This is a genomic window from Streptomyces sp. McG3 (genome assembly GCF_018619185.1).
Classification (GTDB): domain Bacteria; phylum Actinomycetota; class Actinomycetes; order Streptomycetales; family Streptomycetaceae; genus Streptomyces.
Window position 1 is genome coordinate 1 of sequence record NZ_JAAXYC010000007.1, and the last position, 20,477, is coordinate 20,477.

Annotated in this window: 21 protein-coding genes; 3 read left to right on the plus strand and 18 right to left on the minus strand. The window is 72.0% G+C overall.

Translation table 11 applies throughout. The annotated features are described in order from the left end of the window. The coding region (locus HET64_RS02160; protein WP_251144654.1) for a DsbA family protein at positions 1–627 on the plus strand (627 nt) is incomplete at its 5' end. Between the two features lie 13 nt (positions 628–640). Here the strand turns inward: HET64_RS02160 and HET64_RS02165 are convergent. From HET64_RS02165 to HET64_RS02225, 14 genes are all read right to left on the minus strand, one after another. Continuing rightward, complete coding sequence (locus HET64_RS02165; protein WP_215101609.1) at positions 641–1,393, minus strand: sirohydrochlorin chelatase; 753 nt, start codon at positions 1,391–1,393, stop codon at positions 641–643. An 8-nt stretch (positions 1,394–1,401) separates the two neighbouring features. After that, a complete protein-coding gene (locus HET64_RS02170; protein ID WP_215101611.1) occupies positions 1,402–2,328 on the minus strand; it encodes an ABC transporter permease in 927 nt (308 codons plus the stop codon). Next, the gene (locus tag HET64_RS02175) at positions 2,315–3,106 is read right to left on the minus strand and encodes an ABC transporter ATP-binding protein (protein WP_215101613.1); all 792 of its coding nucleotides are present in this window, start codon (positions 3,104–3,106) and stop codon (positions 2,315–2,317) included. The genes HET64_RS02170 and HET64_RS02175 overlap by 14 nt, the downstream gene beginning before the upstream one ends. Before the next feature lie 48 nt (positions 3,107–3,154). Next, positions 3,155–4,270, minus strand: a complete 1,116-nt coding sequence (locus tag HET64_RS02180; RefSeq protein ID WP_215101615.1) for an aliphatic sulfonate ABC transporter substrate-binding protein — start codon at positions 4,268–4,270, stop codon at positions 3,155–3,157. A 231-nt stretch (positions 4,271–4,501) separates the two neighbouring features. Then, positions 4,502–5,848 (minus strand): sulfate adenylyltransferase subunit 1, encoded by a 1,347-nt coding sequence (locus HET64_RS02185; protein ID WP_215101617.1) that lies wholly within the window; start codon positions 5,846–5,848, stop codon positions 4,502–4,504. 1 nt (position 5,849) lies between these two features. Next, entirely contained in the window at positions 5,850–6,785 is a 936-nt protein-coding gene (gene cysD, locus HET64_RS02190) for a sulfate adenylyltransferase subunit CysD (RefSeq protein WP_215101619.1), read from the minus strand. Further along, the gene (gene cysC / locus HET64_RS02195; protein WP_251144655.1) at positions 6,782–7,327 is read right to left on the minus strand and encodes an adenylyl-sulfate kinase; all 546 of its coding nucleotides are present in this window, start codon (positions 7,325–7,327) and stop codon (positions 6,782–6,784) included. The genes cysD and cysC overlap by 4 nt, the downstream gene beginning before the upstream one ends. 23 nt (positions 7,328–7,350) lie before the next feature. Continuing rightward, positions 7,351–8,067, minus strand: coding sequence for a phosphoadenylyl-sulfate reductase (locus HET64_RS02200; RefSeq protein WP_215101623.1), 717 nt, complete (start codon positions 8,065–8,067; stop codon positions 7,351–7,353). Continuing rightward, positions 8,064–8,243, minus strand: coding sequence for a hypothetical protein (locus tag HET64_RS02205; RefSeq protein WP_018514610.1), 180 nt, complete (start codon positions 8,241–8,243; stop codon positions 8,064–8,066). Before HET64_RS02205 ends, HET64_RS02200 begins: the two co-directional genes overlap by 4 nt. Then, entirely contained in the window at positions 8,240–9,937 is a 1,698-nt protein-coding gene (locus HET64_RS02210; RefSeq protein ID WP_215101625.1) for a nitrite/sulfite reductase, read from the minus strand. The genes HET64_RS02205 and HET64_RS02210 overlap by 4 nt, the downstream gene beginning before the upstream one ends. A gap of 114 nt (positions 9,938–10,051) precedes the next feature. Beyond that, the gene (locus HET64_RS39970) at positions 10,052–10,135 is read right to left on the minus strand and encodes a putative leader peptide (protein ID WP_316944184.1); all 84 of its coding nucleotides are present in this window, start codon (positions 10,133–10,135) and stop codon (positions 10,052–10,054) included. Between the two features lie 200 nt (positions 10,136–10,335). Beyond that, the gene (locus tag HET64_RS02215) at positions 10,336–10,932 is read right to left on the minus strand and encodes a GNAT family N-acetyltransferase (protein ID WP_215101627.1); all 597 of its coding nucleotides are present in this window, start codon (positions 10,930–10,932) and stop codon (positions 10,336–10,338) included. A gap of 82 nt (positions 10,933–11,014) precedes the next feature. Further along, a complete protein-coding gene (locus HET64_RS02220; RefSeq protein ID WP_215101629.1) occupies positions 11,015–12,310 on the minus strand; it encodes a GAF domain-containing protein in 1,296 nt (431 codons plus the stop codon). Between the two features lie 243 nt (positions 12,311–12,553). Beyond that, the gene (locus HET64_RS02225) at positions 12,554–14,191 is read right to left on the minus strand and encodes an acyl-CoA dehydrogenase family protein (protein WP_215101631.1); all 1,638 of its coding nucleotides are present in this window, start codon (positions 14,189–14,191) and stop codon (positions 12,554–12,556) included. Between the two features lie 74 nt (positions 14,192–14,265). Here HET64_RS02225 and HET64_RS02230 point away from each other — a divergent pair, with 74 nt between their 5' ends. Then, complete coding sequence (locus HET64_RS02230) at positions 14,266–15,399, plus strand: YihY/virulence factor BrkB family protein (protein ID WP_215101717.1); 1,134 nt, start codon at positions 14,266–14,268, stop codon at positions 15,397–15,399. Between the two features lie 9 nt (positions 15,400–15,408). Then, the gene (locus tag HET64_RS02235) at positions 15,409–16,179 is read left to right on the plus strand and encodes an AraC family transcriptional regulator (protein ID WP_215101633.1); all 771 of its coding nucleotides are present in this window, start codon (positions 15,409–15,411) and stop codon (positions 16,177–16,179) included. Here HET64_RS02235 and HET64_RS02240 read toward each other — a convergent pair. The 4 genes from HET64_RS02240 to HET64_RS02255 all read right to left on the minus strand — a co-directional run bounded on the left by HET64_RS02240 (position 16,107) and on the right by HET64_RS02255 (position 20,389). Then, positions 16,107–16,511: a VOC family protein gene (locus HET64_RS02240; protein ID WP_215101635.1), complete on the minus strand. Its 405-nt coding sequence runs from the start codon at positions 16,509–16,511 to the stop codon at positions 16,107–16,109. The genes HET64_RS02235 and HET64_RS02240 overlap by 73 nt on opposite strands. 481 nt (positions 16,512–16,992) lie before the next feature. Next, positions 16,993–18,543, minus strand: coding sequence for a 3-hydroxyacyl-CoA dehydrogenase NAD-binding domain-containing protein (locus HET64_RS02245; protein WP_215101637.1), 1,551 nt, complete (start codon positions 18,541–18,543; stop codon positions 16,993–16,995). 110 nt (positions 18,544–18,653) lie between these two features. Further along, positions 18,654–19,439 (minus strand): CoA-transferase subunit beta, encoded by a 786-nt coding sequence (locus HET64_RS02250; protein WP_215101639.1) that lies wholly within the window; start codon positions 19,437–19,439, stop codon positions 18,654–18,656. Beyond that, positions 19,436–20,389, minus strand: coding sequence for a CoA transferase subunit A (locus HET64_RS02255; protein ID WP_215101641.1), 954 nt, complete (start codon positions 20,387–20,389; stop codon positions 19,436–19,438). The genes HET64_RS02250 and HET64_RS02255 overlap by 4 nt, the downstream gene beginning before the upstream one ends. Positions 20,390–20,477 lie beyond the last annotated feature (88 nt).

Genomic DNA, 20,477 nt, shown 5'->3' on the forward strand with positions numbered 1-20,477 from the left:
CACTCCACCCCCGCGCCCGCCGCCCGTGCCGCCGTCGACTTCTTCTTCGACCCGGCCTGCCCGTTCGCCTGGATCGCCTCCCGCTGGATGCTGGAGGTGGAGCGGCACCGGGACATCGACCTGCGCTTCCGCCCCATGAGCCTCTACCTGCACAACGAGGGCAACGACCTGCCCGACTGGTACCGCGAGCTCGTCGACAAGTCGATCGGCCCGGTCCGGGTGGCCGTCGCCGCGGCCGCCGCCCACGGCGACGGCATCATGAGGGACCTCTACACCGCGTTCGGCACCCGCATCCACCAGCACAAGGAGGACGACTTCGACGCCGTCGTCGCCGCCTCCCTCGCGGAACTGGGTCTGCCGCCCGAGCTGGCGGAAGCCGCGCACTCGACGGCGTACGACGAGGAGGTGGCCCGCGGCCACGATGCGGGCAAGGACCGGGAGCAGGGCGCGTACGTGGGCACGCCGACGATCCACGTCGACGGCACGGTGTGGTTCGGCCCGGTCCTGAACGCGATCCCGCGCGGCGCGGATGCCGCCGAACTCTTCGACAGCTTCCGGGTCCTGGCGAACCACCAGGGCTTCTTCGAGCTCAAGCGAGCCCGGTCCGGCGGCCTGTCCTACGACTGAGCCGCCGGGGACCTCACGCCGACAGCGACGCCCCCACCGTCACCCGCGCCTCGTCGTACCGGTTCAGCAGCAGCCGCGCCAACTCCGGTGCGGGGCCCAGCACATCGGCGAGCACGTCCGCGCCGGCCGCCTCGGCCCCGGCCGCGATGCGGTCGGGGAGCCGGCCGGGCGCGATGACGTAGGGGGCCACCGCCACCCGGCGCACGCCGTCGGCGCGCAGCGCCCGTACGGCTTCCTCGGTGCCGGGAAGGGATGCGGAGGCGAACGCAGGCCGCACGGCGCACCAACCGGTGTGCCGCAGCTCCCGCGCGATTTCAGCGATCACTGCGATCGCCTCCGGGTCTGTGGATCCCGCCGAGGCCAGGACGAGCCCGGTCCGGGGGATGTCGCCGGGACGGATCCCGGCCTCCCGCAGCCGCCGCCCGAGTGTCGCGTTCAGCAGCGGGGACGGGCCGAGCACGTCGGCCTGCCGGATGCTCAGCCGGGGCAGCCGGGCACGGGCCTCGCGCAGCACCGACGGGATGTCGGTCTTGGCGTGGAACGCCCGGGTGAGCAGCAGCGGAAGGGCGACGACCTCGTCCGCCCCCTCCGCGGCCAGGCGCTCCAGCACCCTGGGCACGGAAGGGGCGTTGAACTCCAGGTACGCGGTCTCCACACGCAGTCCCGGCCGCTCGGCCCGGACCCGCTCGGTGAGCGCGTGCACGGTCGCGGCGTGCCGCGGGTCGCGGCTGCCGTGGGCGATGACGAGGAGCGTGGGGTGCGTCATGGGAGAGCTCAGTTCTTGACGAGGAGACCGCGGCTGCGCAGTACCCACCGCTCCAGCGGACTGAAGATGAGCAGGTCGATCGCGATGCCGACGAACAGGATGAGCAGGATCGAGAGGAAGATCCCGGGCATGTCGAAGTTGCTGCGGCCGTTCTCCAGCAACTGCCCGAGCCCCAGACCCAGTTCGGGGGAGGAGGCGATGATCTCGGCGGCCATCAGCGAGCGCCAGGAGAACGCCCAGCCCTGCTTGAGGCCCGCCAGATAGCCGGGCAGCGCCGCCGGGAGCACGATGTGCCAGGTCCCGCGCAGCCCGGTCGCGCCCAGCGTGCGCCCCGCCCGGAGGAACAGCGGCGGCACCTGGTCGACGCCGGAGACCAGCCCGTTGGCGATCGAGGGCACCGCGCCCAGCAGGATCACCGCGAACATCATCTGGTCGTTCAGCCCGAGCCAGATCACCGCCGGGGCCACCCAGGCCACCGAGGGCAGCGACTGGAGCCCGGACAGGATCGGGCCGATCGCGGCCCGGATCAGCTTCACCCGGGCGACCAGCAGCCCCAGCGGCGTACCGATGGCGACCGCGAGCAGGAAGCCGAGCAGGCCGCGCGAGACGCTGGTCCAGACGACCTCCAGCAGCGTGCCCGCCAGCCACATCTCCTGTGCGCTGTCCCACACGGCGGACGGCGGCGGCAGCTTGTAGACCTCCGTGACCTCGGCGCGGACCAGAAGCTCCCAGACCACCAGGACCAGCACCACCGCCACGACCGGCGGCAGCACCTTGTGCAGCAGGACCTCCCGCACCGGGGTGCGGTTGATCTGCACGGCGTCCAGTGCGTCGAGCCCGGCCTCCAGGCCCGCCAGATCGTCGGGCTTCGCGCCGACCGGTCCGGCCGCCCCGTCCGGCCGCTTCCGGTCGGAGGTGATGTCAGTGCTGGCCATGTCGGCGGATCTCCCCACGCAGTTCTTCGGTGATCTCGACGGACAGCTCCGCCACGGCGGTGTCCTCGATACGGCGCGGCTGCTCGATGTCGACCGTCCACTCCCGGGCGATCCGGCCCGGCCGGGACGACAGCAGCACGACGCGCTGCGCGAGCCGTACGGCCTCGCGCACGTTGTGCGTGACGAAGAGGACCGAGGCGTTCGTCTCCCGCCAGATCCGGGTCAGCTCGTCATGCAGCACATCGCGGGTGATGGCGTCGAGCGCCGCGAACGGCTCGTCCATCAGCAGCAGCTGACTGTCCTGGGCGAGGGCGCGGGCCATCGCGACGCGCTGCCGCATGCCACCGGACAGCTCGTGCACCCGCTTGCCGTACGCCCCGCTGAGACGGACGAGTTCGAGCAGCCGCTCCGCCTCGGTGCGGCGCTCGGTCTTGGGCACCCCGCGAAGCCGCAGGGCCAGTTCGATGTTCTTGCCCGCGGTCAGCCACGGGAAGAGGGCGTGCTCCTGGAACATCAGGGCCGGCCGCCCGCCGGGGGTCTCGATGGACCCCTTGGACGGGCGGTCGAGTCCGGCCACCAGATTGAGCAGCGTCGACTTTCCGCACCCGGAGGCACCCAGGAGGGTGACGAACTCGCCCGGAGCGACATCGAGCGTGATGTCGTCCAGGACGAGCTGCTGACCGGTGGGTCCGGCGAAGGACTTCGAGACGTGCGCGAGACGGGCCGCGTGCTCGACCGTCGTACGGTCCTCGGCCTTGGTGAGGGTGGTGGTCGCCATGGTCGTCACCTCCTGGGGATCCTTACGTCCTGGTACGGATGGGCGGGGTTACTTGACGCCGAGACCGGCGTCGGCGACCTCGGGCCTGCCCTCGGCCTTGAGGATCTTGTTGAGCGGGCCCAGGTCGTAGATGCCCTGGAGGTTCGGCTCCTTGAGCAGACCGGACTTCACCGAGTACCCGGCCTGCGTCTTCAGCGTCTCGGCCAGCGGGTCGTCGGTGATCTCGATGGACTCCCACGCCGAGTCGAGGATCTCCTGGGGCAGCGGCTTGCCGCTCAGGCTCTCCAGCGCCTTGTTGGCGGACGCCTTCGCCTCATCGGGGTTGGCGTTGATCCACTTGTTGGTGGCGACCGAACCCTTCAGCACCGCCTCGACCACGTCCGGGTGCTCGTCGAGGAACTTCTGCGACACGATGATGTTCGTGATCACGAACTTCTTGTCCGGCCACAGGTCCTTCTCGTCGAGGAGCACCTTCGCGCCCTCGGACACCAGCTTGGACGCGGTCGGCTCGGGCACCCAGGCGCCGTCCAGATCACCGGACTTGTAGGCGTCGGGTGTCACCTTGTTGTCCGAGCGGACGACGGAGACGTCGCCCTTGCCGCTCTGGGCGTCGACCTTCCAGCCCTTCTCGGAGATCCAGTTGAGGAAGGCCACGTCCTGGGTGTTGCCGAGCTGCGGGGTGGCGATCTTCTTGCCCTTGAGGTCGTCCAGGGTCTTGATCTTGTCCGGGTTGACGACCAGCTTCACCCCGCCGGAGGCCGAACCGGAGATGATCCGCAGCCCCTTGCCCTGGGACTTGCTGAAGCCGTTGATGGACGGGGAGGGGCCGATGAACCCGATGTCGATGGACCCGGCGTTCAGCGCCTCGATCTCGGAGGGGCCCGCGTTGAAGGTCGTGGACTCGACCTTGGTGCCGCCCAGTTCCTTCTGGATGGTGCCTTCCTGGATACCGACCAGGGCGGTGGCGTGCGTGAGGTTCGGGAAGTACCCGATCTTCACGGTGTCCGTGGAGAGCTTCTTCCCTCCGGCGGAGACGTTCGCCTTCTTGGCGTCGTCGTCCTTGGCCTCGGAGCCGTAGCCGCAGGCGGTGGCCGCCAGGGCGAGCAGCGGCAGCGCCGCGACGGCGGCGATGGAGCGGCGAACGGTGGAACGGGGGGCAGGCACGGGAGGCTTTCCTCTCGTTGGCCCGGCGCTCACGTCCCGCTGTCTGGTCAGGCGGGCGTGGCCGGGAGGTCGGCAGGTCTTCGGCGGTACGGGTGCGGGGGGTTCAGGGCGCGCGAGCGGTGCGCGTACGTCATCACGCACATCGCCCGACCCCGCCCTGGCCGCTGCCGAGGGCGCCGCTGCCCACCCGGCCGCCCTCCTTCGCGAAGGAGGAGAAGAAGTCGGTGGCCATCAGAAGTCCCACTCGGCGTCGTCGTCGGCGGCCGGGGTGGCGGCCTCGGCGACCGCGGCGAACGAGGCGCCCGCCATGCCGGCGCTCAGCGTCGTACCGTCCGCCGGGTCGATCAGGAGGAACGAACCGGTGCGCCGGGAGTCCGCGTAGGCGTCGAGCGCGAGCGGCTCGGCGGTGCGCACGACGACCCGGCCGATGTCGTTGGCGACCAGCTGCCCGGGGGCCGGGTGCTGGGAGAGGTCGTCCAGGGTGAGCCGGGAGGGGATGTCCTTGACGATCGCCTTGACCGTGCGGGTGGTGTGCTTGATCAGCACCCGCTGGCCCACCGAGAGCGGCTGGTCGGCGACGTGGCAGACGGTCGCCTCTACGTCCTGCGTGACGGCGGGGGAGTCGTCGGCCGGGGCGATCAGGTCACCGCGCGAGATGTCGATGTCGTCGGCCAGCCGGAGCGTCACCGACTGCGGGGCCCAGGCGATGTCGACGCTCTCCCCGAGCGCGTCGATGCCCGTGATCGTGGTGGTGCGCCCCGAGGGGAGTACGGAGACGGCCTCGCCGACCCGGAACACCCCGGCCGCGATCTGACCGGCGTAGCCCCGGTAGTCGCGGTGCTCGGCGCTCTGCGGGCGGATCACGTACTGCACGGGGAAGCGCGCGTGGCAGGCGGTGAGGTCGTGGCTGACCGGCACCGTCTCCAGGTGCTCCAGGACGGTCGGCCCGCCGTACCAGTCCATGTGCGCGGACGGCTCCACCACGTTGTCCCCGGCCAGTGCCGAGATCGGGATCGCGGTGATCTCCGGGACGCCGAGCGACGCGGCGTACGCGGTGAACTCCTCGGCTATCGCGGCGAACACGGGCTCCGCGTAGTCGACCAGGTCCATCTTGTTGACGGCCAGCACCACGTGCGGGACGCGCAGCAGCGCGGCGACGGCGGCGTGCCGGCGGGTCTGCTCGACGACCCCGTTGCGGGCGTCGACCAGGACCACGGCCAGCTCCGCCGTGGAGGCCCCGGTCACCATGTTGCGGGTGTACTGCACATGGCCCGGGGTGTCGGCGAGGATGAACCGGCGGCGGGCGGTGGCGAAGTAGCGGTAGGCAACGTCGATGGTGATGCCCTGCTCGCGCTCGGCCCGCAGCCCGTCGGTCAGCAGCGCCAGGTCCGGAGCGTTCTGGCCGCGGCTCAGCGACGCCTGCTCGACGGCCTCCAGCTGGTCCGTGAGGATCGACTTGGAGTCGTGCAGCAGGCGTCCCACGAGGGTGGACTTGCCGTCGTCGACCGACCCGGCGGTGGCGAACCGCAGCAGGGTGGTGGCCGACACGTCGGCGAGCTGCTCGGTGGTCGTGGTCATCTTAGAAATACCCCTCGCGCTTGCGGTCTTCCATCGCGGCCTCGGACATCTTGTCGTCGGCACGGGTCGCGCCCCGTTCGGTGAGCCGGGAGGCGGCGATCTCGGTGATCACGCCCTCCAGCGTGGTGGCGTCGGAGTCGACGGCACCGGTGCAGGACATGTCGCCGACCGTGCGGTAGCGGACCAGTCGGGTCTCGGTGGACTCGTGCTCCTTGGGACCGCCCCAGTGCCCGGCGGTCAGCCACATGCCGTTGCGGTCGAAGACCTCGCGCTCATGGGCGAAGTAGATCTCCGGGAGCTCGATCCCCTCCCGCTCGATGTACTGCCAGACGTCCAGCTCGGTCCAGTTGGAGATCGGGAAGACCCGCACGTGTTCGCCCGGGGCGTGCCGGCCGTTGTACAGCTGCCACAGTTCGGGCCGCTGGCGGCGCGGGTCCCACTGCGAGAACTCGTCGCGCAGCGAGAAGACCCGCTCCTTGGCGCGCGCCTTCTCCTCGTCGCGCCGCCCGCCGCCGAACACCGCGTCGAAGCGGTGCTGCTGGATCGCCTCGGTCAGCGGGACCGTCTGGAGCGGGTTGCGGGTGCCGTCGGGGCGCTCGCGGAGCTTCCCGGCGTCGATGTACTCCTGCACGGAGGCGACGTGCAGCCGCAGCCCGTGTTTCTTCACCGTGCGGTCGCGGTACTCCAGGACCTCGGGGAAGTTGTGTCCGGTGTCCACGTGCAGCAGGGTGAACGGCACCGGCGCGGGCGCGAACGCCTTGAGCGCCAGGTGCAGCATCACGATGGAGTCCTTGCCGCCGGAGAACAGGATCACCGGCCGCTCGAACTCGCCCGCCACCTCACGGAAGATGTGGACCGCCTCCGACTCCAGGGAGTCCAGGTGGCTGAGCGCGTACGGGTTGACGGTGCCTTCCGGCACGGTGGCGACGGTGCTCACGCCAGGCCCCTCTCGGTGAGCAGCGCGTGGAGCGCCGCTGCGGACTCCTGCACGGTCTGCTGGTGCGACTCGATCCGCAGGTCGGGCGATTCGGGCGCCTCGTAGGGGTCGTCGACCCCGGTGAGACCGCTGATCTCGCCGGCCGCCTGCTTGGCGTACAGCCCCTTCACATCGCGTACGGAGCACACCTCGACGGGGGTCGCGACGTGCACCTCCAGATAGGTGGTGGACTCGGTGGCGTGCCGCTTGCGGACGGCCTCGCGGCTGTCGGCGAACGGGGCGATGACGGGGACCAGCACCTTCACGCCGTTGGCGGCGAGCAGTTCGGCGACGAAGCCGATCCGGGCCACGTTGGTGTGCCGGTCCTCGCGGGAGAAGCCGAGGCCCGCGGAGAGGAACTCGCGGATCTCGTCGCCGTCGAGCACCTCCACCCGGTGTCCCCCGGTCCGCAGCCGGCCCGCCAGCTCGTACGCGATGGTGGTCTTGCCCGCGCTCGGCAGACCGGTCAGCCAGATCGTGGCTCCCGTCTCCGTCACGCTCATCGAAGTCTCCTGATCAGTCGTCATCAGCCGTGCAGCCCGCATTCGGTCTTGCCCCGTCCGGCCCAGCGGCCGGCCCGTGCGTCCTCGCCCTCCAGCACCCGGCGGGTGCAGGGCGCGCAGCCGACGGAGGCGTAGCCGTCCATCAGCAGCGGGTTGGTGAGCACCCCGTGCTCGGCGACGTAGGCGTCCACGTCGTCCTGGGTCCAGCGGGCGATGGGGGAGACCTTCACCTTGCGGCGCTTGGCGTCCCAGCCGACGACCGGGGTGTTCGCCCGGGTCGGGGACTCGTCGCGGCGCAGGCCCGTCGCCCACGCGGCGTAGGCGGTCAGGCCGTCCTCCAACGGCTTCACCTTGCGCAGCGCGCAGCACAGGTCGGGGTCGCGGTCGTGCAGCTTCTCGCCGTGCTCGGCGTCCTGTTCGGCCACGGTCCGCCGGGGGGTGATCGTGATGACGTTGACGTCCATCACCGCGTCCACCGCGTCCCGGGTCCCGATGGTCTCCGGGAAGTGGTAGCCGGTGTCCAGGAAGACCACGTCCACGCCCGGCATCACCCGCGCCGCGAGATGCGCGACCACGGCGTCCTCCATCGAGGAGGTGACGCAGAAGCGCGGCCCGAAGGTGTCGGTCGCCCACTTCAGGATCTCGGTGGCGGAGGCGTCCTCCAGCTCCCGTCCGGCCCGCTCGGCCAGCTCCTGAAGCTCGCTGTCCGTCAGCTCGCCGCTCAGCAGAGTGTCCGTCATATTCCGTCCCCTTCACCGTCGTTGCGCTGAACGCCCCGGGTCAGCAGACCCAGGAACTTCAGCTGGAACGCACGGTTGCAGGAAGCACATTCCCAGGCGCCGTGACCGGTCTCGTTGGGACGCAGGTCCTCGTCGCCGCAGTACGGGCAGTAGAACGGCGCGGCTCGCTCGCTCATGACAGCGACTCCGCACTGGCCCGGGCCGCCCAGGTCGCGAAGCGCTCGCCGTCCTCGCGCTCCTCCTGGAAGCGGCCGAGCACCCGCTCGACGTAGTCGGGCAGTTCGGCCGAAGTGACCTTCAGGCCACGGACCTTGCGACCGAACCCGGCCTCCAGGCCGAGCGCCCCGCCGAGGTGCACCTGGTAGCCCTCGACCTGGTTGCCGCTCTCGTCCAGCATCAACTGACCCTTGAGGCCGATGTCCGCGACCTGGATACGGGCGCAGGCGTTCGGGCAGCCGTTGATGTTGATGGTGATCGGGTGGTCGAACTCCGGGATGCGGCGCTCCAGTTCGTCGATGAGGGCGGCCCCGCGGGCCTTCGTCTCGACGATCGCCAGCTTGCAGAACTCGATGCCGGTGCAGGCCATCGTGCCGCGCCGGAACGGGGACGGGGTGACCTTGAGGTCGAGCGCCTCCAGGCCGGAGACCAGGGATTCCACCTGCTCCTCGGCCACGTCGAGCACGATCATCTTCTGCTCGGCGGTGGTCCGCACCCGGCCGGAGCCGTGGGCGTCGGCCAGCTCGGCGATCTTGGTGAGCGTGGAGCCGTCGACCCGGCCGACCCGCGCGGCGAAGCCGACGTAGAAACGGCCGTCCTTCTGCCGGTGCACTCCGAGGTGGTCGCGCCAGGTCTGGGTGGGCTGCTCGGGCGCGGGGCCGTCGATCAGCTCGCGCTTCAGGTACTCGTCCTGAAGGATCCGGCGGAACTTCTCCGGGCCCCAGTCCGCGACCAGGAACTTCAGGCGGGCGCGGGTGCGCAGCCGCCGGTAGCCGTAGTCGCGGAAGATCGAGATGACCCCGCCGTACACGTCGGGCACCTCGTCCAGCGGCACCCAGGCGCCGAGCCGCACCCCGAGCTTGGGGTTGGTGGAGAGGCCGCCGCCGACCCAGAGGTCGAAGCCGGGGCCGTGCTCCGGGTGGTTCACGCCGACGAAGGCGATGTCGTTGATCTCGTGCGCCACGTCCAGCTGCGGGGAGCCCGAGACCGCCGACTTGAACTTGCGGGGCAGGTTGGAGAAGTCGGGGTTGCCGATGAACCGGCGCTGGATCTCGTCGATCGCCGGCGTGCCGTCGATGATCTCGTTCTCGGCGATGCCCGCGACCGGGGAGCCGAGGATCACGCGGGGGGTGTCACCGCAGGCCTCGGTGGTGGACAGGCCCACCTCTTCGAGCCGCCGCCAGATCTCCGGTACGTCCTCGATGCGGATCCAGTGGTACTGCACGTTCTGCCGGTCGGTGAGGTCGGCGGTGCCGCGCGCGAACTCCTGGGAGATCTCCCCGATCACCCGCAGCTGCTGCGTGGTCAGCCGGCCGCCGTCGATGCGGACCCGCAGCATGAAGTACTCGTCGTCCAGCTCCTCCGGCTCCAGCACGGCCGTCTTGCCGCCGTCGATGCCGGGCTTGCGCTGGGTGTACAGCCCCCACCAGCGCATGCGTCCGCGCAGGTCGTTCGGGTCGATGGAGTCGAAGCCGCGCTTGGAGTAGATCGTCTCAATACGTGTCCGTACGTTGAGACCGTCGTCGTCCTTCTTGAACTGCTCGTTCCCGTTCAGGGGGGTGTGGTGGCCCACGGCCCACTGACCCTCGCCACGGTGGCGTCCGGCCTTGCGGCGGGGCGTGGTGGTCGCAGGCTGTTCCGGGGTAGCGGCCATGACAATACGTCCTTCGGGACTGCGGGAGGGCGGCTCTGAGCGGCACACTCGCGCTGAGGCGCGGCGGTGCGCGGGGCGGTTCAGAGGGAAGAGGGTGCGGCGGTGCTGGGACTCTCAGCTCGCCGGACAGATGGCGCTGGACATGCGGCAGAGGTCGACGTGGCGTCGACTCACCAAGGCAATTCCAGTTCCAGACATGACGGAAGCGTGTCACGCGCATCTCGGGGCAGTCCACCACTATCCGCTATGTGGACGGCTGAGTCTCGATAGGTGGGACGATGTGGCGCTGATCACGGATCACGGCACTGGCATTGGTGACAAAACGCCCACCTGGCAGCGTCGAGGGCGGTGGAGCGACCGCTCCACCGCCCTCGACGCCGCCAATTGGCTACGGGTGATCAGGAGGCGTACGCCCCGGGCCACGGACCGGGCGTCGCCACGTCCGGCTCCACCTCGGTCTTCGTGTCGCAGAGACGGAAGCCGCGCCGGAGATAGTTGTCCATCGCGTGCGGGCCGTCCTTCGAGCAGGTGTGCAGCCACACCCGCTTCGTCGCCGGCCGCTCCGGCCAGCGCTCCGCCAGGTCCCAGGCGCGCGCCACCCCGTGACTGAGGAGATGACCGCCGATCCGCCGCCCCCGGAACGCCGGGATCAGCCCGAAGTACATGATCTCGACCACGCCGTCGTCGTGCGGATTCAGCTCGACGTACCCGGCCGGCGTCCCGTTCTCGTACGCCACCCAGGTCTCCGCCCCCGGCCGCTCCAGGGCCTCCTGCCACTGGGCGTACGTCATGCCCAGCCGGTCGGTCCAGTGGATGTCGCCGCCCACGGCGGAGTAGAGGAACCGGCTGAACTCCGGCAGCACCACCTCGGACCGGACGATACGCAGATCGCCCTCCGGTACGGCGGCGGACCGGAGATCGTCGGGTGAGGTCTGCTCCAGCGACCAGACGGTCACCTCGGTGGTCGGGGCTGCGGGCTGCGGGGTATCGCTCATGACGGCCAGAGAACCATGCCGCCACCCGCCCCCGCGCGGCGGCCCCCGCCCGGGAAGGTCGCGCCCCCCGGGGCCGCCCCTCTCAGGCGGTCGGAGCCGCCCCGCGGGCCTCCGCCACCACGGGCGCCCTGGAGTGCGGCAGCAGATCCGCGCGGTCCTCCGGGTGGATCACTTCCACCTCCACCCCGTCCCCGAAGCGGTACGGGCGGTGGGCCAGGACCTCCGCCAGCTGACGCCGCAGCCGGGAGACCTCGGCCCGGACCGTCACCGTCCGGGTCCCGTCCCCGAAGATGTCCCCCGCCAGCTCCGAGGCCGACCGCCCCTGCCGGTGCACCGCCAGGGCGTACAGCAGCTCCGCGTGACGCGGCGAGAGCCGCTGCGTGCGGCTCCCCAGCGGCCCGGTCACATGCACGGCGAGCGCCCGGGGCCGGCTCAGGTCCAGCACCACCCGTCGCGGTGCCCCCTCCGTGCCGCCGTCGTCCACCTGCACCAGCCAGCCGCCCGGCAGCGGCTCGACCCGGCACATCCCGAGCGAGGGCAGCCACACCGGACCCGGCCCCAGCGCCTTCGGCAGCGGCAGCCGGTCCACAGGAGCCATCCCGGTCACCGCCGCCAGCCGCCCGTGCACGTCCACCGCCAGCGCCCGCCCGCCGATCCGGCACAGGATCGGCGCGGCCACCGCGCGCAGCCGCTCGATCTCCGCCAGATGACGGGTGCGGATCTCACCCTCGGCGAGCCGGGCCACCGAGTCGACCAGGGCCAGCGTCGCCGGGTGGAACGTGGACGCCGGACCGCTGATGTCCACGATCCCGATCAGCCGGCCGTCGCGCGGATCCCGGACCGGGGCCGCCGCACAGGTCCAGCCGTGCAGGGCCCGGATGAAGTGCTCGGCCGAGTGGACCTGGACGGGGACCCGGGCGGCCAGCGCCGTCCCGATCGCGTTCGTTCCGGTCGCCTTCTCGGCCCAGTCCGCCCCTTCCTCCAGGCAGATGGCGTGGGCCCGGCGCAGCACCCCCGTATTGCCCTGCCGCCACAGCACCCGGCCCTCGGTGTCGGTCACCACCAGGATCTGCTGCGCGGCATCCGCTATCGAGGCCAGCCCCGACCGCAGTAACGGCATCAGCTCGCCGAGCGCCGTGCTGTGGCGTCGGTGCTCGATCTCGTCCGCCCGCAGCAGCTCGCTCTCCGGCGACTGTCCGGGGTCGATGCCGCTGCGCACCACCCGGTCCCAGGAGGCGTCGATCTCCGCCCGGGGCGCGACCTCGGACCGGGTCCCCGCCAGCCGCGCCTCCCGCGCCCGGTGGAGCGACCGGGTCGCCTGGCGGCCCGCCCCCTGGCCCGTCACCCGCACCACTCCCGCAGAACCTGTCTCCGTCATGGTCCCCGTTCCCCCCGAACGCTTCCCCGCCCGGCCCATCCTGCCGGTCACCTGGCCGGACCGCCGATCAGTCCACACAATGGTTGCAACCCTTTGCAACTCTGGCGAGGTCCCGCGGCTCCGTACCAGAGTGGCAGAACACTGTGCGCCGGGTCTGTCCCGGCCGCCCGGTGGTGCAGAAGCGTGGAGGGTGGTGCCGTGTCGGCGCAGCACCACCCTCCGTCGCTGCCCCGCCCTCCTTCGCTAGGCGCCGTCCGGCCGGGCCCGTGTCACCACCGACGCCAGGTCCAGACTGTGCGGCAGCGTCCCGAACGCCGAGCCCCAGTCCCCGCCGAGCCGCGAGGCGCAGAACGCGTCGGACACCTCCGGCGGGGCCCAGCGCACCAGCAGCGAACCCTGGGGCACCAGCGCGATCCGCTCCACCACGCGACGCGCCCGCGCCTCGATGCCCTCCAGGTCGGCCAGCTCCGTCAGCAGGCCCCTGATCGCCGCGTCCAGCCGGTGATCCGCCCCGCGCGCGAGGCCGACCTCGCGCAGGAACGCGTCCAGAGCCCCCGGCTCCCGCTGCAACGCCCGCAGCACGTCCAGCGCCTGCACATTGCCCGAGCCCTCCCAGATCGAGTTGAGCGGCGCCTCGCGCAGCAGCCGGGGCATCCCCGACTCCTCCACGTACCCGTTGCCGCCCAGGCACTCCAGCGCCTCGCCCACCACGGCGGAGCAGCGTTTGGTGACCCAGTACTTCGCGGCGGGCACCGCGAGCCGCAGGAAGGCCCGCTCCTCGGCCGTGTCCGTGTCGTACGCGGAGGCCAGCCGCATCGCCAGCACCGTCGCCGCCTCCGACTCCAGCGCCAGGTCCGCCAGCACGTTGCGCATCAGGGGCTTGTCGATCAGGAGACCGCCGAACGCACGGCGGTACGCGCTGTGATGGACCGCCTGGGCCACCGCCTGCCGCATCAGCGCCGCCGAACCCACCACGCAGTCCAGCCGGGTGGCCGCCACCATCTCGATGATGGTGCGCACCCCGCGCCCCTCCTCGCCGACCCGGCGGGCCCAGGTCCCGTCGAACTCGACCTCGGCGGACGCGTTGGACCGGTTGCCCAGCTTGTCCTTCAGCCGCTGGATCGCGAACACGTTGCGCGTGCCGTCCGGGAGCACCCTCGGCACCAGGAAGCAGCTCAGCCCGCCCGGCGCCTGAGCCAGCACGAGGAAGCCGTCCGACATCGGCGCCGAGCAGAACCACTTGTGACCGGTGAGCAGATATGCGCCCCCGTCGGCCGACGGCACCGCCCGCGTGGTGTTGGACCGCACGTCCGTGCCGCCCTGCTTCTCGGTCATGCCCATCCCGAGGAGCACCCCGGTCTTCTCCAGCGGGGGCCGCAGCCCCTCCACGTACGTGTGTGAGGTCAGCAGCGGCTCCCACTCGGCGGCCAGCGCCGGATCGGTCCGCAGCGCGGGCACCGCGGCATGCGTCATCGACAGCGGACAGCCGTGCCCCGCCTCGGCCTGCGTCCAGACCAGGAACCCCGCCGCGCGCCGGACATGACCGGCCGGACGCCCCCAGGCGTCCGTCAGCCCGGCCGACACCGCATGGCCCAGCAGCCGGTGCCAGGACGGATGGAACTCCACTTCGTCGATCCGATGCCCATAACGGTCATGGGTGCGCAGTACGGGCGGATGCGTGTTCGCCCGCGCACCCCACTCCTGGACCTGGGCGGAGCCCGCGGCCCGGCCGAGCTCGCCGAGCTCCTCCAGCGCCACGGGCAGGACCCCGGGCGGGACATGCCGTGCGACGGCCTCGGACAGGGCCCGGTCGGCGGCGAAGACGTCATGGCCGACCAGCGGTGGAACCTGATTGGTCACGGTGTGGGTGGTGGCTGCCATGCCGATACGGTAAGGAGGTGCAGGCAGCAAAGGAAACACCCGAGCGGCCACCGGGCCGGCTCCACCGGGCGCGAGTGCTCTACCGCAACGTCTCCAAACGGAGGATGGCGTGGCACTTGCTCAAGGACACCGTCAACTCGTGCATCGAGTACCGCATTCTGGGGCTCGCGGCCGAGGCGGCGTTCTTCACCCTGCTCTCGCTGCCCCCGCTGCTGCTCGGCATGATCGGACTGCTCGGTTACGTCGACGAGTGGACGACGACCACCACCGTCGCCTCCATCGAGCGCAACATCCTCTCCGCCGCCCAGACGGTGCTGTCCGAGCGCGGGGTCAACGACTTCGCCAAACCGCTGCTCGCCGACGTCACGACCGGGGCCCGCCCCGACATCATCTCCCTCGGCTTCGCCATCGCCCTGTGGTCCGGCTCCCGCGCGGTGAACGTCTTCATCGACACCATCACCGTCATGTACGGACTCGACGGCCACCGCGGCATCGTCAAGACCCGGCTGCTCGCCTTCCTCCTGTACGTCGTCGCCCTGCTGATCGGTGCGGTGGTGCTGCCGCTGCTGGTCGTCGGCCCGGACCGGGTGGTCGAACTGGTGCCGTGGGGCACCGAGGTCATAGCCGTCCTGTACTGGCCGCTCGTGATACTGCTGGGCGTCGCGTTCCTCACGACGCTCTACCACGTGTCCGTGCCGGTGCGTTCGCCCTGGATCGAGGACGTCCCCGGGGCCCTGATGGCGCTCGGCATGTGGGTCCTCGGCAGTTTCCTGCTCCGGATCTACCTCACCAACACGGTCGAGGGCCCCACCATCTACGGCTCCCTGGCGGCGCCGATCGCCGTCCTGCTGTGGATCGGCATCTCCGCTTTCGCGGTCCTGGTCGGCGCCGCGGTCAACGCGGCCATCGACCGGGTGTGGCCCTCGCTCGCCACGGCCGCCGCCCGCGAGGCCACCGAACGCGTCCGGGCCGCGCAGGCCGCCGAGTTCGTCGCCCGCACCCGCTCGGCCGCCTACGCCGGAGCGGACGACGACGATGACGAGGACGACGGCCCCGCCTACATGCCCTCCGAATTCCCCGAGCGCTGGTCCCGCTTCCTGCCGCCCGACGACGTGAAGTCCCGGCTGCACGCGACCTGGGAGAAGGACCCCAGGGACCCGAAGGAGGCAAAGGAGCCCAGGGACGCCGAGGATCCGCACGCGCGCTAGCGTGGAAGCATGCCCCGGGAACACCAGCGGTACCAGGAACGGCCCTCCCGGCTGCCCGGGGCCGTCGTCTGGACCCTGGACGTCCCGCCCGGACCGCCGGGCCCCGCCCGGTCCGTCCTTCCCGACGGCTGCATGGACCTGATCTGGACCGCCGGCCGCCTGGTCGTCGCCGGACCCGACACCCACGCCTTTTGGGTCGACCCCCGCAACCGCGCCTCCTGCGCCGCGATCCGCTTCCCGCCCGGAACCGCCCCCGGGCTCCTCGGCGTACCGGCCGACGAACTGCGCGACCACCGGGTCGAGCTCGCCGACCTCTGGTCCCGTGCCACCGTCCGCGGGCTCGTCGACCGGATCGACCGGGCCGCCGACCCCGCGGCCGCCCTGGAGGACTACGCCCTGGGCCTGGCCGCCGAGACCGGCCCCCCGGACCCGCTCACGGCGGCCGTCGCCGACCGGCTGCGGCGCGGCGGCTCCGTCGCGGCGACGGCCGCCGAGGTCGGCCTGGGGGCCCGCCAACTGCACCGCCGCTCCCTGGCCGCCTTCGGCTACGGCCCCAAGACCCTGGCCCGGATCCTCCGCCTCCAGCGCGCCCTGTCCCTCGTCCGCGCGGGCCTGCCGTACGCGGAGGCGGCCGGCGCGGCGGGCTGCGTCGACCAGGCGCACCTGGCCCGCGAGATGCGCGCCCTCGCCGGGACGACGCTCGGGGCCTACTTCTCGGCGGGTGACGCGGAGGCGAACAGCGACACCCCGCAGCCGTCCGGGTCCAGGACGACCGCGTAGCGCTGCCCCCACACCGCGTCCCAGGGCTTCGCATGGCCCGTGTACCCGGCTTCGACGAGGTCCGCGTACACCGCGTCCACCTCCGCCGGGCTGTCGCAGACGAACGCCAGACCGAGCCGCTCGCCGCCCGAGGGCCGCTGCCACCCCGGGTCGAACGAGGCGATGACCTCCTCCGTGTCCCAGAGCAGCCGCTGCCCGCCCGTCAGGGTCACTTCGACATGCGGTGCGGACTCCGCCCCTTCGGGGATGTCGAGGCCGAGCCTGCGGTAGAAGGCGAGCGAGGCCGCCAGGTCCGCCGTGATGATGCTGATCGCGTCAAGTCGTGGAGTCATGCCCCGACCGTACGCACGCGGCGCCCCGGCGGTCTTGTACGAATCGGTCGCCCGGCTGGAGATCTCCTCCGCGTCGTGAGACCGGTCGCGCTCCTGTCCACTGCCTCGGCGCCCAGGTCGGCGTGTCGAAGATCTCCGGCTACTACGACGTACCCGACGAGAGCGCGAAGCCTTTGGTGCCGAGGCCCCGGGGCCCGATCATGTGACGACGTTCCTCCCCCTGTTCCTTCTCTTCCCACCCGGGAGAGGTGACCTGTGCTCTTGTTCCAGCAGCTTCTGAATCGATGGTCGACCACGCCTGCACCCCCTCGGACCAGAAGCCGGGCGACAGCCACGTGAACGCCCCGGGCGCCTCGGGAAAGGTGAGGTGCCGATGAAGCTCCCCCGAGACCCACAGCCCTCCGGCCGTCGCCGCGCCGGTGCGCCGCCGCCCGGCCGCCGCGGCCCGAACCTGTGGCCGGGCGCTCGGAGCAGCGGGCCCTCACCCCAGGCAGTCGGCCGGAGAGGTCCCCGGGTCGGTCACGGCCAGGCCCAGGGCGGCCCGCTCCGTGATCCACCGCGTCGGACGGTGGCGCGGGTCGCCCGTCGTCGCGTGCAGCGACCTTTGGAGCTCCAGCAGCCTCGCCGCCCCGACCCGCTCGCCCCAGGCCAGCGGCCCGTACGGATAGCCGAGCCCCGTGGTCACCGCCAGGTCGATGTCGGCGGGCGCGGCGAGCGAGCGCTCCGCGATCGAGCAGCCGACCGCGACGACGGAGGACAGCAGCCGCTGCGCGACCGTGCCCGCGGTGTCCCGCACCACCGACACCGCGTACGGGGCGTCGCCCCCGGCGGCCCGCGCCAGCACCGCCCGCGCGTCCCGGGCGGCCACCGGATCACCGGCCGCCGTCACCGCGAGGACCCGCCGCCGCCCCGCGGGGGGCAGCACCTCCACGCCGAACGTACGCTCGCGGGGCAACCCGCCCTCCGCGACCGCCGCCGACACCGGCGTCCCCCAGACTGGCACCAGCACCACGGCCCGCGCGGACGGCCCCGCGCCCTGCTCGACCCGGACCCCCGCCGCCTCCAGGGACCCCGCCAGGGCCTCCTCGTACGCGACGGTCTCCGGCCGCCCGCCCGGAACCAGGAACACCGGGCGCTCCGCGTCCCCGGTGACCGCGCTCTCCGGCACGGGGCCGGACGCCCCGTCGCCGTACGCGTACCAGCCCCGGCCCGTCTTACGGCCGTGCAGCCCCGCCACCACCCGGTTCGGCGTCAGGAACGACGGGCGCAGCCGGTCCTCGTACCGGAAGCCCTCCCAGATCGAGTCGATCACCGCGGCCGTCACGTCGAGACCGGTCAGGTCCATCAACTCGAAGGGGCCCATCCGCAGCCCCAGCACGTCCCGGGCGATCCGGTCGATCTCCGCCGGGCCCGCCACCGACTCCTCCAGCAGCGCGAGCGCCTCGGTCACCAGCCCCCGCCCGGCGTGGTTGACCAGGAAGCCGGGGGTGTCGGCGACGGTCACCGCCCGGTGCCCGCACCCCTCCACCAGCCCGGTCAGCAGGGCCGGGATCTCCGGGCGGGTGGCCGCGCCCGGCACCACCTCGACGATCCTCATCAGCGGCACCGGGTTGAAGAAGTGCAGCCCGGCCAGGCGCGAGGGGTCCTGGAGCGTCGCCGCGATCCGGGTCACCGACAGGGAGGAGGTGTTGGTCGCGAAGACGGCGGAGGAGGGCAGCGCCCGCTCCAGCTTCCCGAACACCTCGGCCTTGGTCGCCAGGTCCTCCCGTACGGCCTCGATCACCAGCTCCACCTCCGGGCCCGCCGCCCACGGCTCGGCGAGCGGCACCAGCCGGGCCACGGCCCCGTCCCGCTCGGCGGCCGGCATCCGGCCCTTGGCGACGGCCCGGTCCAGCATCGAGGCGACGAAGTCCAGGGCCTCCGTCACCGCCTCGGGCCGTACGTCCCCGAGCTCGACGGTGTGACCGGCGCTCGCCGCCCACTGGGCGATGCCGCGGCCCATGGCCCCGGCTCCGACGATCCTGATACGCATGGCGTTGGGGGCCCTTTCAGCGGAGACGGAGACGGTTCTCAACGGAGACGGAGACGGTTCTTCGACGGGCGGGGACGGAGGCGGTTCTTCCACGGGGGCGGACGTGGTCATCAGCGGAGGTAGACGCGGTCGGGGTCGACATCGTCCCGCAGGAGCCGCAGCTCGGCGGCGGTCGGCGGGGCCGTCGTCGCCACCGTGCGGGCCGTCATCAGGTCCCAGCCGGTCGCGGCCCGCACCTGTTCGACGGTGACCCCGGGATGGACGGCGACCAGCCGCAGCTCGTCGCCGACACCCTCCCGGGCGAGGACGCCCAGTTCGGTGACGACCCGGGTGACGCCGACGCCCAACGGGCGGATCCCGTCCGCCAGCGCCCGGTCCGGCCCCGGCGTGGTGCAGAAGTCGAGGACGCCGGCGAAGGAACGCGGTGTGTGGCGGCGCATCACCACGAACACCTCCCGGGCGTTCGCCATCACCTCGACCGCCCCACCGGAACCCGGCAGCCGCACCGACGGGCGGTCCCAGTCCCCGATGACCGAGGTGTTGAGGCTGCCCCACCGGTCGATCTGCGCGGCCCCCAGGAAACCCACGTCGATGTGCCCGCCCTGGAGCACCGATCCGAACAGGGTGGGCATCGACACCACCGCCTCGGCCCCGGTGATCAGGACGGCGTCCGCGATGGTCTCCGGCAGCCGGGAGGGGTGCGCTCCGCAGACCCCGGACTCGTACACCACCTCGATGCCCGGCGCGACGGTCAGCCGCGCCAGCTCGGCCGCCAGCGTCGGCAGCCCGATCCCCGCGAACACCGCGCGTCTACCGGCCAGTTCACGCGAGGCGACGACCGACAGCAACTCCGAGGAGGTGACGGGCCGGGTGGCTCCCTGGTCCTGCTCGCTCACAGCCGCCTCCCGTAGTTCACCGGCTCGCTCAGCGCCTCGCCGACCGCCAGCCCCGCCCAGAACCCCTCGCCCAGCCTCGCCACGTACTCCGCGTGGTCGGCGGTGCCGTACACCCACTCCTCCAGCCACTCCCGCAGCCGGGCCGGGTCCTTGCTGATCGCGGACCAGGAGCGGTAGAAGGCGTTGTCCCGGTCGTAGTAGCCCTGCGCGAACGAGGGGTGCGCCCCGCGCGGGCAGACCACCACCGCGTCGACCGCGTGGGCCGGAATGAGCGTGCGGTTCGGGTCCGAGCGGACCACCTCGTCCGCCACCAGCTCCTCCACCACCACGACCGCCTTCTCCGCCGCGTACACCGCCTCGGCCTGGACGCCGGTCAGCCCCCAGACCTGGGTGTTCCCCCGGCGGTCGGCCCGCTGCGCGTGGACGATCGTCACGTCCGGGTTGACGGGCGGTACGACGTAGATCTGCTCGGCTCCCCCGTCGGGGGCCGGGTAGGGCGAGACGACCTTGCGGATGCCCGGGTTGACGGACGGCAGGTCGCTGCCCGCGTACGAGCGCAGCGGGTAGAACGGCAGCCGCTGCGCCCCCGCGAGATAGCGGCACACCATCCCGTAGTGGCTGTACTCCTCGAACGCCAGCGGCTCCGGGTCGCCGTGCTCGATCCGCCGCCGCAGCTCCCCGAGCGAACCGGCGGAGGAGTTCCCCACGAAGGAGGAGACCAGCCGCGTCACGCACCCGGCCGCCAGCATCTGGTCCACCACGATGTCCGCCGTCATCCGGACGACCGTGAGATTCCGGCGGCCCTGCCGGATGATCTCGTGACCTGCGGCGGTCGGGATGAGATGGGTGAACCCTTCGAGGCTCACGGTGTCCCCGTCGCGGACGAAGGCGGCGACGGCCTCCCTCATCGACATGACCTTGCCCGCCGTACGGTCCACGGTTCTCCTCATCGTCCGCATACGCGGACCCCACGGTGTCAGCACCCATTGATGGCTGTCCAATACCGAATTAAGGTCGGATCAAGACCCGGGGCATATC

Bases quoted from the DNA above. Each gene is read 5' to 3' on its own strand.
- HET64_RS02170 (WP_215101611.1), bottom strand. From the start codon at position 2,328: ATGGCCAGCACTGACATCACCTCCGACCGGAAGCGGCCGGACGGGGCG.
- HET64_RS02205 (WP_018514610.1), bottom strand. From the start codon at position 8,243: ATGAGCGAGCGAGCCGCGCCGTTCTACTGCCCGTACTGCGGCGACGAG.
- HET64_RS02175 (WP_215101613.1), bottom strand. From the start codon at position 3,106: ATGGCGACCACCACCCTCACCAAGGCCGAGGACCGTACGACGGTCGAG.
- HET64_RS02245 (WP_215101637.1), bottom strand. From the start codon at position 18,543: ATGCGTATCAGGATCGTCGGAGCCGGGGCCATGGGCCGCGGCATCGCC.
- HET64_RS02165 (WP_215101609.1), bottom strand. From the start codon at position 1,393: ATGACGCACCCCACGCTCCTCGTCATCGCCCACGGCAGCCGCGACCCG.
- HET64_RS39970 (WP_316944184.1), bottom strand. From the start codon at position 10,135: ATGTCTGGAACTGGAATTGCCTTGGTGAGTCGACGCCACGTCGACCTC.
- HET64_RS02220 (WP_215101629.1), bottom strand. From the start codon at position 12,310: ATGACGGAGACAGGTTCTGCGGGAGTGGTGCGGGTGACGGGCCAGGGG.
- HET64_RS02225 (WP_215101631.1), bottom strand. From the start codon at position 14,191: ATGGCAGCCACCACCCACACCGTGACCAATCAGGTTCCACCGCTGGTC.
- HET64_RS02185 (WP_215101617.1), bottom strand. From the start codon at position 5,848: ATGACCACGACCACCGAGCAGCTCGCCGACGTGTCGGCCACCACCCTG.
- HET64_RS02235 (WP_215101633.1), top strand. From the start codon at position 15,409: ATGCCCCGGGAACACCAGCGGTACCAGGAACGGCCCTCCCGGCTGCCC.
- HET64_RS02210 (WP_215101625.1), bottom strand. From the start codon at position 9,937: ATGGCCGCTACCCCGGAACAGCCTGCGACCACCACGCCCCGCCGCAAG.
- HET64_RS02215 (WP_215101627.1), bottom strand. From the start codon at position 10,932: ATGAGCGATACCCCGCAGCCCGCAGCCCCGACCACCGAGGTGACCGTC.
- HET64_RS02200 (WP_215101623.1), bottom strand. From the start codon at position 8,067: ATGACGGACACTCTGCTGAGCGGCGAGCTGACGGACAGCGAGCTTCAG.
- cysC (WP_251144655.1), bottom strand. From the start codon at position 7,327: ATGAGCGTGACGGAGACGGGAGCCACGATCTGGCTGACCGGTCTGCCG.
- HET64_RS02255 (WP_215101641.1), bottom strand. From the start codon at position 20,389: ATGAGGAGAACCGTGGACCGTACGGCGGGCAAGGTCATGTCGATGAGG.
- HET64_RS02240 (WP_215101635.1), bottom strand. From the start codon at position 16,511: ATGACTCCACGACTTGACGCGATCAGCATCATCACGGCGGACCTGGCG.